The organism is Streptococcus sp. 449_SSPC, assembly GCF_001073005.1.
Lineage (GTDB): Bacteria > Bacillota > Bacilli > Lactobacillales > Streptococcaceae > Streptococcus > Streptococcus salivarius_F.
The window spans coordinates 146,358-162,448 of record NZ_JVGR01000030.1; the positions used below are offsets into that span (position 1 = coordinate 146,358).

General features: G+C 41.1%; 11 protein-coding genes. All 11 read right to left on the bottom strand.

The window, feature by feature from the left end; translation table 11 throughout:
• Positions 1-11 precede the first annotated feature (11 nt).
• Positions 12-1,205, bottom strand: coding sequence for a bifunctional glutamate N-acetyltransferase/amino-acid acetyltransferase ArgJ (gene argJ / locus ADH51_RS08875; protein ID WP_048676249.1), 1,194 nt, complete (start codon positions 1,203-1,205; stop codon positions 12-14).
• 28 nt (positions 1,206-1,233) lie between these two features.
• Positions 1,234-2,256, bottom strand: a complete 1,023-nt coding sequence (gene argC / locus ADH51_RS08880) for an N-acetyl-gamma-glutamyl-phosphate reductase (protein WP_048676251.1) — start codon at positions 2,254-2,256, stop codon at positions 1,234-1,236.
• A gap of 128 nt (positions 2,257-2,384) precedes the next feature.
• Positions 2,385-3,566 carry a pyridoxal phosphate-dependent aminotransferase gene (locus ADH51_RS08885; protein WP_048676254.1) on the bottom strand — a complete coding sequence of 394 codons (1,182 nt, stop codon included), beginning with the start codon at positions 3,564-3,566 and terminating at the stop codon, positions 2,385-2,387.
• Positions 3,567-3,575: 9 nt separating this feature from the next.
• Positions 3,576-4,358: a carbon-nitrogen family hydrolase gene (locus ADH51_RS08890; RefSeq protein WP_048676257.1), complete on the bottom strand. Its 783-nt coding sequence runs from the start codon at positions 4,356-4,358 to the stop codon at positions 3,576-3,578.
• Positions 4,359-4,490: 132 nt separating this feature from the next.
• Positions 4,491-8,822, bottom strand: a complete 4,332-nt coding sequence (gene ldcB, locus ADH51_RS08895; RefSeq protein WP_048676260.1) for an LD-carboxypeptidase LdcB/DacB — start codon at positions 8,820-8,822, stop codon at positions 4,491-4,493.
• 273 nt (positions 8,823-9,095) lie between these two features.
• Positions 9,096-9,746, bottom strand: a complete 651-nt coding sequence (locus ADH51_RS08900) for a DUF6287 domain-containing protein (protein ID WP_048676262.1) — start codon at positions 9,744-9,746, stop codon at positions 9,096-9,098.
• Between the two features lie 97 nt (positions 9,747-9,843).
• The gene (locus ADH51_RS08905; RefSeq protein ID WP_048676264.1) at positions 9,844-11,163 is read right to left on the bottom strand and encodes a sensor histidine kinase; all 1,320 of its coding nucleotides are present in this window, start codon (positions 11,161-11,163) and stop codon (positions 9,844-9,846) included.
• A complete protein-coding gene (locus ADH51_RS08910; RefSeq protein WP_048676267.1) occupies positions 11,160-11,894 on the bottom strand; it encodes a response regulator transcription factor in 735 nt (244 codons plus the stop codon). Before ADH51_RS08910 ends, ADH51_RS08905 begins: the two co-directional genes overlap by 4 nt.
• 209 nt (positions 11,895-12,103) lie before the next feature.
• A complete protein-coding gene (locus ADH51_RS08915) occupies positions 12,104-14,659 on the bottom strand; it encodes an SH3 domain-containing protein (protein WP_048676271.1) in 2,556 nt (851 codons plus the stop codon).
• A 285-nt stretch (positions 14,660-14,944) separates the two neighbouring features.
• Positions 14,945-15,235, bottom strand: coding sequence for a hypothetical protein (locus tag ADH51_RS08920; protein ID WP_002885564.1), 291 nt, complete (start codon positions 15,233-15,235; stop codon positions 14,945-14,947).
• Positions 15,236-15,299: 64 nt separating this feature from the next.
• A complete protein-coding gene (locus tag ADH51_RS08925; RefSeq protein ID WP_048676274.1) occupies positions 15,300-15,992 on the bottom strand; it encodes a DUF6287 domain-containing protein in 693 nt (230 codons plus the stop codon).
• Between the last annotated feature and the right edge of the window lie 99 nt (positions 15,993-16,091).

Sequence of the window (16,091 nt, forward strand, 5' to 3'; positions counted from 1 at the left end):
CCTCAGATAGTCTAAGTGTGATAGAGGGCATTAATCTTAACGTAATCGTAAGAAAGATCACACCCCCATGCGGCTCCCTTTTCATGTCCAGCATGAAGATCTACCGTAATGGTCACTTCATCCTCATGCATGATGTCTTTCATTTCCTCATCATCAAAGGTCACAGGACTAGATGCTAGCATGACTGGCAGTCCGCCAAGCATAATATCAACATTGTCCACAGGAACGTCCACACCGACATAGCCAACAGCAGCTAGAATACGTCCCCAGTTAGGATCTTCACCAAAAATGGCTGTTTTGACCAGGCTTGAACCGACAACAGATTTTGCCATCATACGAGCATCAAGGGCATTAGGGGCATTAACCACATCAACTTGGATGAGTTTATTGGCACCTTCACCGTCCTTGGCAATTTTCTTAGCCAATTCTTGCATCACGAAATTAAGCATTTTTGAAAACTTATCAAATTCTGGTGTACCTGGCAGAATCTCTTCATTGAGCGTGCAACCATTGGACATGACAAGAACCATATCATTAGTTGATGTATCCCCATCAACTGTAATCTGATTAAAGGTCTTTTCCACATTTTGGCTCAAGGCTAATTGAAGGGTGTCACTAGAAATATTAGCATCACAAGTAATAAACCCAAGCATGGTTGCCATATTCGGGTGAATCATGCCTGAACCCTTAGCAACGCCTGCCATAGTAACCACATCACGACCAAAAGTCTCCGTCACAGCAATGGTCTTAGTCGCTGTGTCAGTCGTCAAAATCGCCTTGGCGAAATCATCAGCATTCCCATTGACCACCAACTTGGAAAGACCATTTTTCAGTGTATCCATTGGTAGCAACTCACCGATAATCCCTGTAGAAGCCACACCAACCAAATCTGGTTCAACACCTAGCTTTTCAGCGGTCCACTCCTGCATGGTGTAAGCATCCTCCAATCCTTGAGTCCCTGTACAAGAATTGGCTACACCTGAGTTAACAACGATGGCCTTCATTTTCCCAACCTTTTTAACTGAGGTCTTGGTCACAATCAGAGGAGCTGCAATCACCTTATTGGTCGTATAAACCCCTGCCACACTGGCTGGCTTTTCAGAGACAATCCAACCAAAATCCATTTTTCTCTTTTTAAATCCTGCATGTAGCCCGTCTGCTGAGAATCCCAGCGGACTAGCAATTGTTCCATCTATGACTTTCATATTTTTTCTCCTAACTCTATGCTTACATCTACAAGTATGACGGTGTCAGAAGCAAACCTTCCGTCTCATCCCACCCCTGCATGAGGTTGAGATTTTGAACCGCTTGACCAGCAGCACCCTTGATCAAATTATCAATCACTGAAATAACTGTCAGAACATTGGTTTTCTCATTATAGGCAAAGCCAATATCTGTAAAATTCGATCCAATAACGTTGTGTAGTTCTGGCAAACTGTCTTGCACACGTACAAAGGGTTTATCGCTATAAGCCTTTGTGAACGCTGAAGCCACATCAACTACAGTCACGTCCTTCTTCAACTTACAATAAACCGTAGCCATGATTCCACGATTAACGGGTAAAAGCGACGTTGAAAACTGAATCTCAGGCATTTCCGGATTAAAGACCTGCAAGGTTTGAACAATCTCAGGAATATGCTGATGATGATTGAGTTTATAAGTCACATAATTATCGTGAACATTGACAAAATGGCTAGACTCACTCAAAGCCTTACCCGCACCAGTTAAACCAGACTTAGCATCCACAATGACACTTTCCGTCTCAATCAAACTAACTGCCACCAAAGGAATCAAGGCTAACTCTGTCGCTGTCGCATAGCATCCAGGATTGGCAATAAATTTCTTATCCTTCACATCTGCATATTCTGATAACGCGTATGTAAATTTATTCAAAACATTCTGCTTAGCAGGTGATTTTTTATACCATTCTTGATAAAGATCTGCTGGCAAGCGATGATCACCAGACAAATCAATAATAGGAAAATCAGCCAGAACAAATTCCTCTGCTAGCGAGCTAGCGACTCCTGAAGGTGTGGCAAAGAAAACCAAATCCGCCTTTTGCATAATCTTTTCCGCATCGTAAGCTTCAATTTCTAAGTCACAAACACCTGTCAGATAGGGATACACATCAGACAATCGTCGGCCCACTTCCTTGGTTGCGTGAATAGAAACAAGTTCCACTTTTTTATGATTATTCAAAATTTTAACTAACTCTAAACCACTATAACCAGTGATACCAACGATTGAAATTTTCATTTATGCACTCCTTTTGAATAAATATGTAACTAGTTTATTGTATTTTTATTCATTTGTCAAGGAAGAATTGAAATTAACATGAAAAAAAACAAGCAGTCTTTTTCAACTACTTGTTTCATGATTGTTATCTAGTTATTAAATAATTGCAAGTTGGCAATACGATCGACTGCTTCGACCAGACGTTCTGGCTCTACCAAAAGCCCGATACGAACATAAGCATCTCCTGCAGGACCGAATCCTTTACCTGGTGCCACAGCAACATGGGCTTTCTCAAGCAAAAGATCCGCAAAACTCTCACTAGTGTAACCCTCTGGTACAGGCATCCAAGCATAGAAAGAACCTTTGGATGGAAAGGCCTTCCAGCCAATCTTAGCAGCTGCCTGGACAAAAGCATCTCGACGGCTATCATAAGTCGCATTCAGTTGAGCAACAGCCTCCTCAGATTTAGGATCTAAGAGGGCTGCAATCCCAGCCTCCTGCAAGGCAGGAAAGATTCCCACAAAAAGATGGTCTTGAATCAGATTTAAGGCTTCAATCATTTGATCATTCCCAGCAGCAAAGGCCAAACGCCAACCAGCCATATTGAAGGTTTTCGAGAAAGTATAGAACTCAACGCCCACATCTTTAGCACCAGGTGTTGATAAGAAGCTAGGATTCTCATAGCCTCGATAGCCCAAAGCTCCGTAAGCTAAATCACTCACCACACCAACTTCGTAAGTCTTAGCCCAGGCAACCAACTTTTCATAAAAGGCCTTAGTCGCCACAGCACCCGTAGGATTATTTGGATAATTGATATAGATAAACTTAGCACGCCGAGCTGTCTCTTCAGGAATGGCATCCAAATCAGGCAAGAAATCATTTTCAGCCGTCAAAGGAAAGGTCTCATAGGCTACACGTCCTAGACTCACTCCTGATAAATAATCAGGATATCCTGGGTCAGGTAGGAGCAGGAGGTCACCTGGATTCATCAAAGCTATGGGTAATTCCACAAGCCCAATTTTAGCACCTCCCATGACACAAATCTCACGCTCCGCATCCAAATCAACCCCATAATGTTTCTTGTAAAAACTAGCAGCAGCTTCCTTAAAAGGATGATTGCCTCGAAACTGTGAATACTTATGGCTAGCAGGATTTTTCGCTGAGGTACAAAGCGCCTCAACAATATGGTCATAGGTTGGTTGGTCAGGATTGCCCTGACCAAGATTGATAACATCTGCTCCTTCCGCCACCTTGGCATTAACTTTAGCAACCAAACCTGCAAAAAACTGCTCTGGCAATGCCTTCAATAAGTCAGATTCTTCAAATAACATAAACACTCCTTAATGATACAAGTCCGTGCGACGATCCTCAAAAACAGGAATCTGACCTCGAACCTTATCTACCTCTTCAAGATTAATATCAGCCGTAAAAATTCCCTCCTCATGCTCCTTGGTTTGTAAGACCACATTTCCAAGTGGATCTATAACCATAGAATGTCCTGAAAAGATATCGTCCGGTCCTGCTCCAACACGATTGACAGCAACTACAAAAGCTTGATTTTCAACTGCACGCGCCTTTAACAAAATCTCCCATTGCTGCACTCGAGGTTCCGGCCACTGCGCTACCACAAAAAGTACCTTGGCCCCTTGTGCCATCTGTGTTCGCACCCATTCAGGAAAACGGATATCATAACAAATGACACTGGCAGCTATCACACCATCAAGCTCAAAAACAGACTCATTCGACCCAGCAGACATGTACTGGTCCTCTGCCATAAGGCCAAAGAGATGGACCTTGCTATAGGTATTGATTAAGTCCCCAGACTTATTATAGACATAGGTTGTATTGTAGAATTTGCCGTATTGCTCAATAGCAACAGACCCTCCGATAATAGCCACAGCATGTTTCCTAGCAAAATGAGACAAGAGTTCTTGAGAGTCCAATCCATGCTTATCCGCAAGCCCATCAAGTTCATTTAAAGCATAGCCTGTATTCCACATTTCAGGAAGCACAATAACATCAGGATTATCATCAAGCGCCCTTTCCAGCATCTCTATGACGTGTTTTTTATTTTCCACAGGCTGTCCGTGAACGACATCCATCTGTACCAACGCGATTTTCATAATAACCTCGATTCTATATTAACCATTATAGCACTCCAAAAGACGTCACAAAAATTGAAAAATTCAATCTCATGATAAAGAGAGGCTATCAGAAAAGGCTGGACATATTGTCCAACCTGATTCTTTATCTCATTAAGCAATATCGACGTAACGGCGAGCACCACTCACTGTCATGTATGAGAGCCATGTGTGACCGTCCGCTGTCAAAACCTTATCGTAGTTAACACTCATACCCTTGTCATAGTAGGCCAACTCTGGGCTTGAAACCTTGGCTTCTGCCTTGATTGACGCACGACCCGTGAAGGTATAACGGCCTGATTCTGGCAGACTTGGTTTATCGGCTGGCTTAGCAACGGATTTTGTTTCTGGTTTAGCTTCTGCCTTGGCTGCTGCAATATCAACATAACGACGAGCACCACTTGCTGTCATGTATGAAAGCCATTGACGACCATCAGCTGTGAGAACCTTATCGTAGTTAACACTCATACCTTTATCATAGTAAGCCAACTCTGGGCTTGAAACTTTAGCTTCTGCCTTGATTGACGCACGACCTGTGAAGGTATAACGACCTGACTCTGGGAGACTTGGTTTATCGGCTGGCTTAGCAACGGGTTTTGTTTCTGGTTTAGCTTCTGCCTTGGCTGCTGCAATGTCAACGTAACGACGAGCACCACTTGTTGTCATGTATGAAAGCCATTGACGGCCATCAGCTGTCAAAACTTTATCATAGTTAACGCTCATACCCTTATCATAGTAGGCTAATTCTGGGCTTGAAACTTTAGCTTCTGCCTTAATTGACGCACGACCTGTGAAGGTATAAGTGCCTGATTCTGGAAGACTTGGTTGGTCCGCTGGTTTAGCAACCGGTTTAACTTCTGGTTTAGTTTCTGTAGCTTTAACTGTTGCAATATCAACATAACGACGGGCACCGCTTGCTGTCATGTATGAAAGCCATTGATGACCATCAGCTGTCAAAACTTTATCATAGTTAACGCTCATACCCTTATCATAGTAGGCCAATTCTGGGCTTGAAACTTTAGCTTCTGCCTTAATTGACGCACGGCCTGTAAAGGTATAAGTGCCTGTCGCTGGAAGACTTGGTTGGTCCGCTGGTTTAGCAACCGGTTTAACTTCTGGTTTAGTTTCTGTAGCTTTAACTGTTGCAATATCAACGTAACGACGGGCACCGCTTGCTGTCATGTATGAAAGCCATTGATGACCATCGGCTGTCAAAACTTTGTCATAGTTAACACTCATGCCCTTGTCATAGTAGGCCAATTCTGGGCTTGAAAGCTTAGCTTCTGCCTTGATTGACGCACGACCTGTGAAGGTATAAGTGCCTGTCGCTGGAAGGTTGATGGCACCTGTAGTGGCTGGTTTGCTTTCAGCAGGTTTGCTGCTAGTAGCATAATCGCCACCTTCGATACCAAAGTACTCTTCCAAGCTCAATCCTGAATCGTGGATGTCTTTAGCTTCTTTACCCACATAGCGGATATGCCACGCTTCTGGCATGTAGCCGGTTGAAGCTTCTTTACCTGCTTGGAAACGCACGATAAAGCCATAGTTATGTGCATTGTCTTTAAGCCATTGACTAGCTCGTGCATCCTCAAGCAAGTTACCTGATTTATCAGTCAAATCAAAGACCAAACCAGTTTGGTGTTCGCTGAACCCAGGACGAGCTGAGTAACGGTCCGCAGCTGCTTGACCATCACGGCTTACGTAGTTGTCGTAAAGAGTCTTTTGATAATCGTAAGAACGGAAACCACTGTATGAACGTCCGACATTCAAACCTTGGTTAATCATATCATCACGAAGGCGAACAAAGGCTGCCTTAGCTGTAGGATTTTCACCTGGATTATAGTCCTTAGAAAGACCATGCTTCTTATTGACAATGATAATATCATCGTATTTACCACGAACACTGTAGTAAGAACCGTTATTGGTCAATTTCCCTGTTACATGGGATTCATTAGATTGAGGCACTGTGGCTGTAGTTTCGGTAATATAAGTTCGTTTACCATCCAACATGTAGTAAAGATGCACAGAATAAGTACCCGCATCACCCTTATGGCTAGCTGTGTCTACATGAACCTTGTAGCTACCGTCTGATTGTTTGTCGGCATGATACCAAGTAAGGTCGTCTTGGCCATTCTTATCTGACCAGATTGGAACACGGACTTCTTTAACTTCTTTGCCACCGCCTGAAACATTAGTTACGACAACATCAAAGCCATTAGACGTTTGGTTGCTGATGGTCAATTTCCCTGTCACTTGAGATTCAGGAACTGTGGCTGTAGTTTCGGTAATATAAGTTCGTTTACCATCTAACATATAGTAAAGATGCACAGAATATGTACCAGCATCACTCTTATGGCTAGCTGTGTCTACATGAACCTTATAGCTACCGTCTGATTGTTTGTCGGCATGATACCAAGTAAGGTCGTCTTGGTCATTCTTATCTGACCAGATTGGAACACGGACTTCTTTAACTTCTTTGCCACCACCTGAAACATTAGTTACGACAACATCAAAGCCGTTAGAAGTTTGGTTGGTAATCGTCAATTTTCCTGTTACTTGAGATTCAGGAACTGTGGCTGTAGTTTCGGTAATATAAGTTCGTTTACCATCCAACATATAGTAAAGATGGACAGAATAGGTACCAGCATCGCCCTTGTGACTGGCTTTATCTACATGAACCTTGTAGCTACCGTCTGATTGTTTATCAGCATGATACCAAGTGAGGTCATCTTGACCATCTTTATCTGACCAAATTGGAACACGAACTTCTTGGACTGCCTTGCCACCACCTGAAACATTAGTTACGACAACATCAAAGCCATTAGAGGTTTGATTGGTAATCGTCAATTTTCCTGTTACTTGAGATTCAGGGACTGTAGCTGTAGTTTCGGTAATATAAGTTCGCTTACCATCCAACATATAGTAAAGATGCACAGAATAGGTACCAGCATCGCCCTTGTGGCTGGCTTTATCTACATGAACCTTATAGCTACCGTCTGATTGTTTATCGGCATGATACCAAGTAAGGTCGTCTTGACCATCTTTATTTGACCAGATTGGGACACGGACTTCCTGAACTGTCTTGCCACCACCTGAAACATTGGTTACGACAACATCAAATCCATTAGAGGTTTGGTTGTTGATGGTAAGGTTACCAGAAACACGGTTTTCTTGTGGTTTAGACTCAGTAGCTTTCAAGGTAGCAATATCCACATAACGACGTGTACCACTGTAACTAACGTAAGAAATCCATTGGTGGTTATCCGCAGTCAAGACCTTGTCATAGTTCACTTTGTAGCCTTTTTCCAAGGTATAAAGCGTTTCTGCAGAGGCCTTAGGTTCGTTTTTAACATTCAAGCTACGTGTCACATTATAAGTACCACTTGCTGGAAGTTTTTCAGCACCAGTAGTTTCTGGTTTTGCTTGATTAGTCTCTGTTGGTTTAACAGTTGGTGTTTCAGCTTTAGCAGGTGTCAAAGTCGCAATATCGGCATAATAGCGAACATAGTCATACCCAAGGTAAGAAATCCATTGGTGATTATCCGCAGTCAAAACTTTGTCATAGATAACATGGTCACCCTTACTGAAAACAAAAGTAGGTTTGAGGTCTGCTTTTGGTTCTTTCTTAATATCTGTGTCACGTGTAAAGTAGAAAGTTCCTGTCGCTGGGATGTTCAAAGCACCTGTTGTGGCTTGAGTGCCATTAGAAGGCTTACCATCCCCATTACCACTATTACCGTTACCACTACCAGCTGCCACTGGTTTCACTGGCGCATAACGACGCACGCCAGAGTATGATTTGTAGCTAATCCATTGGTAGCCGTCAGCCGTCACGACTTGATCGTAAAGGACGCTGTCTCCTGGATTTACATAAAATTCAGCCTTGGCAGACACCTTAGGTTGATTCTTAATCTCTGTACGTTCCTTGTAGACATAAGTTCCTTGACTTGGAAGGTCGCTGTCTGTAGTTGTAGCTGGTTGGCTCACCAAACTAGTGTTGACAGCCGCTCTCGTTAAGGCAGATACATCAAGGTTAGTGGCTGTTTCAGATGAAGCATTTGTGTTCCTTGTCGCTTCTGAGCTAGCAGTTGTTGATTCAGAAATTTTATCTGCTGCTTGTGAGTTACTAGCACTCACTTCACTTCTAGCCTCGCTAGTAGCAGTTTCACTAGCGGTTTGGCTAGTTGTTGAGACTTGGCTAGCTTTCTCACTTGATGCTGCCCCATCTGTTGCTACCCCACTGAAAATATCAGCTGCTGTCACAGCATCACTATCTGAGGTAGCACGCAAAGTGGCATCTGAAGGTGTTGAAACTTCATGATGCTCATCAGCCAAAGCTTGACCTGCAAAGACCAAACTAGCTCCTAAAAGGACTGATGCTGCCCCAAATGAATATTTACGAATGGAAAAACGTTGTTGTTCGTGTAAAAATTTTTCTCGTTTCATATCAATTATTCTCTCTATCGAATTGATGTTACTGTTTGATTGTAACACTCGGTGACAAATATTACAAGTATTTTACAATATGTTACTGAATATTTCTCACTTGTCCATTAGTATACCAAATTTATTTGACTTGTTCACACCTAAATCATAAACTGTCCAATTTTTGTCATAATCGAAAGTCGAAGCAAGCCATACTTATTTATTCGTAATTTTGTTAGAAAAAAGTGAAGAAAAATATAAAAGATCACTATTCAAATAGCAATCTTTTTCATACTAGTTACGGTAATATGGTCCGTTCGCCCCAATAACAATATAATCTGAATTTCCTGATACTCCGGCAACTGCGGAAAAAGCTACACTATCATCTTGAGATACAACTGATGCATTGAATGTATTTTCTGAAACTCCTTGAGGCTTCAGTTGAGCAGTATAACCTGTTGAGTTTTTGATAATTGTACCATCAGCGTTAATTGTAACTGATTCACCATTCGCATTAGTCCAAGTCCCCACAATAGAGCTAATATCACCATTATCAAGGGCACCGAAGTTAAGTGATGATTGACTATTAATTGTCCCCTTCTCAGATTTAGCCTTATCTGTTCCAGCTGCAGATTCAGCCACTTGTCCACTATCTGTAGCGCCTGCTTGAGCTTGTTCCTTAGAAGAAGCTTTAGGTGCTACTGCTGAATCCTGATTGTCATTTTCTTCATTTGAAACTGCTGAAGATGATGATTGAGTTGATTTTTTATCCTTCTTAACAGCCTTACTTGAGCTTGAAGATGACTTCTTAACCGTTTTGACTGGACTGCTACTTGTGCTAACACGAGCTGATTCATGGCTGTTAAACTTAGTCACCAGGAAGATGGCAAGAATAACTACGATAAGAGCTGCCACGATACCAATGAGTTTACTTGTATTTTTCATGAGTGATATTCCTTTTCTGATAATTTACTAGGTTATTATAATATATAGACAGCTAAATTTTTCATTGAAGTCATAAACAGTCGTTTTTTCGTCATAATCAAACCACATCTTCTATTTTTAGTGTCTGTTTAAAACGATAGTCTTTAGATTGTGTTGACAAAGAACAATTAGGGTACTTCCCTAAAATCTCTCGAACAGTGGACAGACCTATACCGCGGCCCTCTCCTTTACTTGAGCGACCAAGTTTAAAGATACCGACTGTATTGATAGATTCTTGAGCAATGGTATTCTCCACTATCACCACCTTTGTCTCTCCACTGATAAGAGCAATGTTTACTTCTTTAGCACTGCTATCCAGACTAGCTTCAATAGCATTATCCAAAAAAATAGACAACACTGTTATGAAATCCAACAATTCCATCCTCGATACTTCAAAGATATCACTGACCTCAAGGTGAATGGTAATAGACTGTCCCTGTGCTTCCAAAATTTTACTAGCCAGGACACCTTTAACGGCTTCATCTTTAATATTAATCAAGTTGGCAATTTCGTACTGTTCCCCCTCAATCCGAGTCTTTGTTTTTTCAAGGATGTTATCGTAGATATCGGAAATAATAGCCATATCCTTGGAGTCAATGCCATATTTGATACTAGACAAAACATTTAGGTAATCGTGCCTGAAGCGACGAAGATCCGTATAGAGTTGCTCGATTTGTTGACTATAATGAGCCAAATCACTCATTTGCCTATCTTTTTGGAGTAGGACTTCTTCTTTTAGTCTCTCACTGAAGGTCGCATTAATATAAACAAGGGTCGCAAGAAAGAGTAAAGCATAGGTCACCACGAGATAAACATGCCAATCTCTTCCTCCAGGGCTCTGTTGCACAAAAAATGTAATATATTGGAGAAGGAGGGCATAAGATAACATTGATATATCTATAAGTAATAAAAAGTACTTTGAAAATGACTTTCGAAAACCATAGTTCAATGCTTTGAAATCCACTTTTAAGGTCTTAATGATTAACCAAAACACAGGAAAGACTAGCAACTCAATGACAAGGTTTAAATGAAAATGGTTAAGTACAATCAGATAATGACGATTGATGACCAAGGCAATCCCATAAATAATAAGATTGTGAACAAGACTTTCTATGATGATTGGAAACAAGCCATAGAAAATATCTAATAACCTATTGCCATAACGATTTCTGTAGAGGGAATAAACAACCAAGAAGGCATGCCCTAAAACATAGGATAGTGCTGGAGAAAGCACGAACAAAAATCGGATAATCAAGGGGATGATGATATACCATCTTAGCTTTATCTTCTCGGAGGTAATGTATTGATAAACGAGAATAAAGAGGATAATCTCCGCTAAAAAGTCTAGATTATCCAACAAAAAATTGATTGCTGTCATAGGCTGATTCTCTCAAGCAATTTCTTTAGTTTCAACTTCGAAACATAGCAAACGCCACCATTTTCAAAATAGACTGTCCCCGTACTTTTATCTAATTTGATGATATTTTCTGGATTGATAAGGAAAGATTTGTGGCATTTAAACAGTCTAGGGTCACTCTTTTCGATTTGTGAGAGACTGCCATAAAACTCAATCTGCTCCTCTTTAGTATAAAGGATAACCTTATGAACAATATCTGACGTCTCAAAGTACAAGATATCATGAAAGGGAACCTGAATAACGGTCTTAGCATTCTCAATCCGAAAAGCGTCTTCTGGATTCTGACTCTGTATCTTTTTGCAGGTTAATAAGATAATACTTTCCACACGCTTTTGAAAGTCCTCACCCTCCAAAGACTTATCAATAAAATCTAGAGCTGCCAGTTGGTATTGAAAAGTTAAGGGAAGATACTCTGAATGGGTCGTGAAGAAAACAATATTGGCATAGGGATCATTCTTGCGAATCTGCTTAGCCACTTCCAAACCTTTTTTAGTATCGTCTTTAATTTGAATGTCCAAGAAAAAGAGCTGATGAGACCCTCGCTCGGTAATAGACTCTAACAGTTGGTTGGGTTTGTCAAAAACCTCAAAGTCGCCCACTTTAATGTTATTTTTCTTAAGAATCGTATGAATAACCTCTTCAATACGATTTTGTTGGATAAAATGATCCTCTAAAACATAGATGTTAAGCATGGCATAACTTCCTTTAGCATAATCTTAAGAGAAATTCTAAGTTAGAGCATTTCTTTAATAAATGAACCTCTCTTATTTATTTAAAATGAGATTTTTTGTTCTCTTTACCTATTTTACATTTTTATTACAAAAAAACAATAGTTTGTAACATTTTTTTGCTTCATTCACCAAAAAAACACCACCCTCAAAAGAGAGTGATGTTACGAATCTTAAGAAATATCCACATAGCGTCTTGCACCGCTATAGGTTACATAAGACAACCAGGTATGGTCATCTGCTGTAAGGACCTTGTCATAGCGAACGGACATGCCTTTATCATAGTAGGCTAACTCTGGGCTTGCAACGCTTGGTTGAGCCTTGATAGAGCTCGGTTTGGTAAAGGTATAGGTGCCAGTTGCCGCTAAGCTTGGGCTTGCTGGTTGAGCAACTGCTGTTGCCTTAGCATCAATAGCAACGTATCGGCGGTTGCCTCCATGGCTGACATAAGAGAGCCAGGTATGACCATCTGCAGTCACCAATCTGTCATAGTTAACGGACATACCAGCATCATAGTAGGCCAACTCTGGACTTGCCACACTTGGTTCTGCTTTAATGCTAGAGCGTTCCTTGAAAGTATAGGTGCCAGATGAAGGTGTACTTGGTTGGACTGGTTGTTCTACAGGTTTAGTTACACTCGTTGGTGCGATAGCCACATAGAAACGATGTCCTGAATAGCTAAGGTAAGAAAGCCATGTATAGCCATCATTATTGACAACCTTGTCATAGTTGACTGACATACCAACATCGTAGTAGCTAACATCTGGGTTGGCTACCAAAGGTTGAGTCTTAATGCCAGAACGAGCAGTAAAGGTGTATGAACCTGAGGCTGGAAGATTGTGGCGAGTTGCATTTTGAACTGGAACAGTTGTGCTAGTGCCTCCAATACCTACCATCTTACCATCTTGAACATAGTAGAGATGGACAATGTATTCGCCTGCTTCAGCCTTATGATCACTAACATTGATGCGAACCTTGTAGCTACCATCACTTTGTCTGTCAGCTTGGTGCCATACAAGATCATCTTGGCCGTCCTTAGCTGTCCATACTGGAACACTTACGCCTTGGATAGCTTTATCTCCACCAGAAACATTAGTGATATGAACATCGAAACCGAGGTTAGAGAGATTTTCAATATTGATAGTACCACTTGGTTTGCTTTCTTGTTGAGCAAGTTTAGACACGGCTACATAACGGCGGTTGCCATTGTAGCTGAGGTAAGAAAGCCATTGGTAACCATCACCACTGACAATCTTGTCGTAGTTGACTGACATGCCAGCATCGTAGTAGGCCAACTCTGGACTTGCCACACGAGGTTCTGCCTTGATGCTAGAACGTTCTCTGAAGGTGTAAGTTCCTGCATCAGGAAGGCTATAGCTAGTAGTTGTATGAGTTTCTTCAACTTTGGCAGGAACTGTGTAAGTTGTGCCACCCACACCAACTAATTTACCATTAGTTTCAACATAGTAAAGATGAACATTGTAGAGGCCACGTTCATTCTTGTGGTCAGTTAGACTGACGTTAACCTTGTAGTTACCATTGTTAAGACGAGTCGCATTGTACCAGATGATGTCATCTTGACCATTCTTTTCAGACCAGATTGGAACAGATACTCCAAGGACACCGTTTTGATCTGAAACATTACTGATAACCACACTAAAGTCACCATTGTTATGACTTTCAATAGCGATATCGCCTCTTGGTTTAGCTACAGCCTCTGCAACAGCACCTAGGTCGACGTAACGACGAGTACCACTGTACGAAGTGTAAGAAATCCAACGGTGGTTGTCCGCAAGCAAAGATCTATCGTAGTTGACTGACATACCAGGATCAAAATTGAACTCAGTCTTAGCAGTCAAGCTAGGTTGGTTCTTCACATCTGCAGGTTTAGTGAAATAATAAGTACCACGTTCAGGGATAGTTTCATCTCTAGTCGCTTCAGTAGTGCTACTAGTATTTTCGGCCTTCAAAGCTGCGATATCAGCATAGTAGCGTTCATAGTCGTAACCAATGTAAGAAATCCATTGGTGATTGTCTCTCTTCAAGACCTTGTCGTAGATAACATGGTCGCCTGCACTAAAGACGAAGGTAGGTTTGATATCCATGATTGGCGCAGTACGAATTTCTGTTGTGCGACGGAAATAATAGGTACCGTTTGATGGAATATCAAGAGAACCATCAGCAGTCACTGGACCATCCACACCAGGTTGAGGAGTATCCACAGCTTCACGGTCAGTAACTCTAGCTTCTGCTACTTCTGAAGTTGCTGAACGGTTAGTCTCACTTGCTACTTCAGAGCTAGCTACTGATGACACTTCAGAACGTGGGCTAGCCACTTCTGATCTAGAAACAGTAGCAACAGCAGATGCAGAATGAGCAACCTCTGCCGGTACTTCCAAAGAAGCAGCCTCGCTAGCCACTACACTATTAGCTTCAGAAGAGGCAACCTCACTGCTAGCAAGCTTAGGTCTTGGCGCTTCAGATCTTGAAGCTGGTTGATTGAGGACATCGGTAACAGCTTCTGAAGTTGCCTGGTCAATTTGAAGTGGTTCAGAATTATTTACAAAAACTTCATAATCCTTGCTGGTACTTGTGCTGTTGGCTTGTTCCTGAGCCAAAGCATGTCCACCAAGCATCAAGCTCGCACCAATCAAGACTGATGCAGCTCCAAAAGAATATTTACGTATTGAGTAACGTTGACGTTCCTTAAAAACATATGCCTTTCTCATTTTGATCACTCTCACTTTCTAGGCTGTTTGATAAACATTGGAACCGTTTTCACATTTCTATTATACCCCTTTGAAATATTTTTTACAATTATTTCAATATTATTACTAAACTTTATTTTGTAGAAAATTGATAGCTAATTCTTTCAGATAACTATAATTAAGAAAAGCCCAAAGGGCTACCTGAGGGCTTTTGCTACATCTAATTCCTTGACACATTAAGCAAATCTGAATAGATTAATTAATTCATTCTGGGTTGATTTGACTATAGGTATCAATCTAGTCTAACTATGATTCATCATAGATGTATTCTTCTAAATGTTCAGTCACTGTAATCTCATCGCAGGAGCTAACATTTTGAAAGTCCTTAATGTAAACAATTTTATACTGATTTGGTAGAAGTAATGGAAAGGCAATTGGCTTACCATTCTTACACACGCGAAACATCTGAAGGCTATCTGTTACGTTACTAATAAAGACAAACGGAAACAAATGAGGACTGGGAGAATCCAAATAGTGATAGGTCCCCTTTAAGGTACCACTAGTACTTCTCACTTCTCCATGTTCTTTTTGAGACATTTTTAAAGCGTACTCCTTCTACTACTTGTAATTTTCTTTTCTTAAGTACCGAGGGACAATACCATTAATCTAATTTATTGTAAACATGCATCCGACCATATATTGCATCAGAACCGAAACGAATCTGTCCATTACTATCAAAGAAAATTGGGTCACTGGTTGGTCCATCATTATGAGCAAAACCTGCTACATAACCACCATCTTGAGCAAAACCATTAAAGAGCTGACTACTTGTATCACTATAACCACTTTCAGCACCAACACGGGTTACACTACCGGATGGGGATACTGTAATTGTGTCCCCTAAGTCATTTTGATAAGTACCAGCAACACTAGAGAAATCACCATTAGCCATTGCCGTAGCATCAACTACTGTGGTAGCTGGTGTTTGTTCCGCCGAAGCAGCTGGTTGTTCTGTCGTAGTTCCTTGATTTACTTCAGCTGTTTCTTCACTAGGATTTGTTGGAGCAACTTCTTGTTGAGTAGATCCAGAAACATTTCCGGCTGATGGTTGTGAAGCCGTTTCTCCAGAGGTTGCTTTTGAGACCTCTTCTGAACTAGAAGATTTTGTCTTTTGCTCAGACTTCTTCGTTTTTTCTTTTGAAGATGGTTTTGTCGATTTCACTTTCTGACTAACCTTACTAGAGCTTGATGTTAATGTAGCTTCCTTCTTGTTATTACCACATGCACCAAGTAATAGAACGGAAGTCAAAGCAAGTGCAGTTAAAGTTGTGAAACGTTTTGTAGCAGGTTTCATAATAATTCTCCTTAATACTCTATTTTAGACTGTGTCATTTTCAAAAATCTCGATGAAATAAGTTATATTCTTTAGTTCTTCTTATGGATATAATATACT

Coding starts and splice junctions, on each gene's coding strand:
- argJ (WP_048676249.1), bottom strand. CDS start 1,205: ATGAAAGTCATAGATGGAACAATTGCTAGTCCGCTGGGATTCTCAGCA.
- argC (WP_048676251.1), bottom strand. CDS start 2,256: ATGAAAATTTCAATCGTTGGTATCACTGGTTATAGTGGTTTAGAGTTA.
- ADH51_RS08885 (WP_048676254.1), bottom strand. CDS start 3,566: ATGTTATTTGAAGAATCTGACTTATTGAAGGCATTGCCAGAGCAGTTT.
- ADH51_RS08890 (WP_048676257.1), bottom strand. CDS start 4,358: ATGAAAATCGCGTTGGTACAGATGGATGTCGTTCACGGACAGCCTGTG.
- ldcB (WP_048676260.1), bottom strand. CDS start 8,822: ATGAAACGAGAAAAATTTTTACACGAACAACAACGTTTTTCCATTCGT.
- ADH51_RS08900 (WP_048676262.1), bottom strand. CDS start 9,746: ATGAAAAATACAAGTAAACTCATTGGTATCGTGGCAGCTCTTATCGTA.
- ADH51_RS08905 (WP_048676264.1), bottom strand. CDS start 11,163: ATGACAGCAATCAATTTTTTGTTGGATAATCTAGACTTTTTAGCGGAG.
- ADH51_RS08910 (WP_048676267.1), bottom strand. CDS start 11,894: ATGCTTAACATCTATGTTTTAGAGGATCATTTTATCCAACAAAATCGT.
- ADH51_RS08915 (WP_048676271.1), bottom strand. CDS start 14,659: ATGAGAAAGGCATATGTTTTTAAGGAACGTCAACGTTACTCAATACGT.
- ADH51_RS08920 (WP_002885564.1), bottom strand. CDS start 15,235: ATGTCTCAAAAAGAACATGGAGAAGTGAGAAGTACTAGTGGTACCTTA.
- ADH51_RS08925 (WP_048676274.1), bottom strand. CDS start 15,992: ATGAAACCTGCTACAAAACGTTTCACAACTTTAACTGCACTTGCTTTG.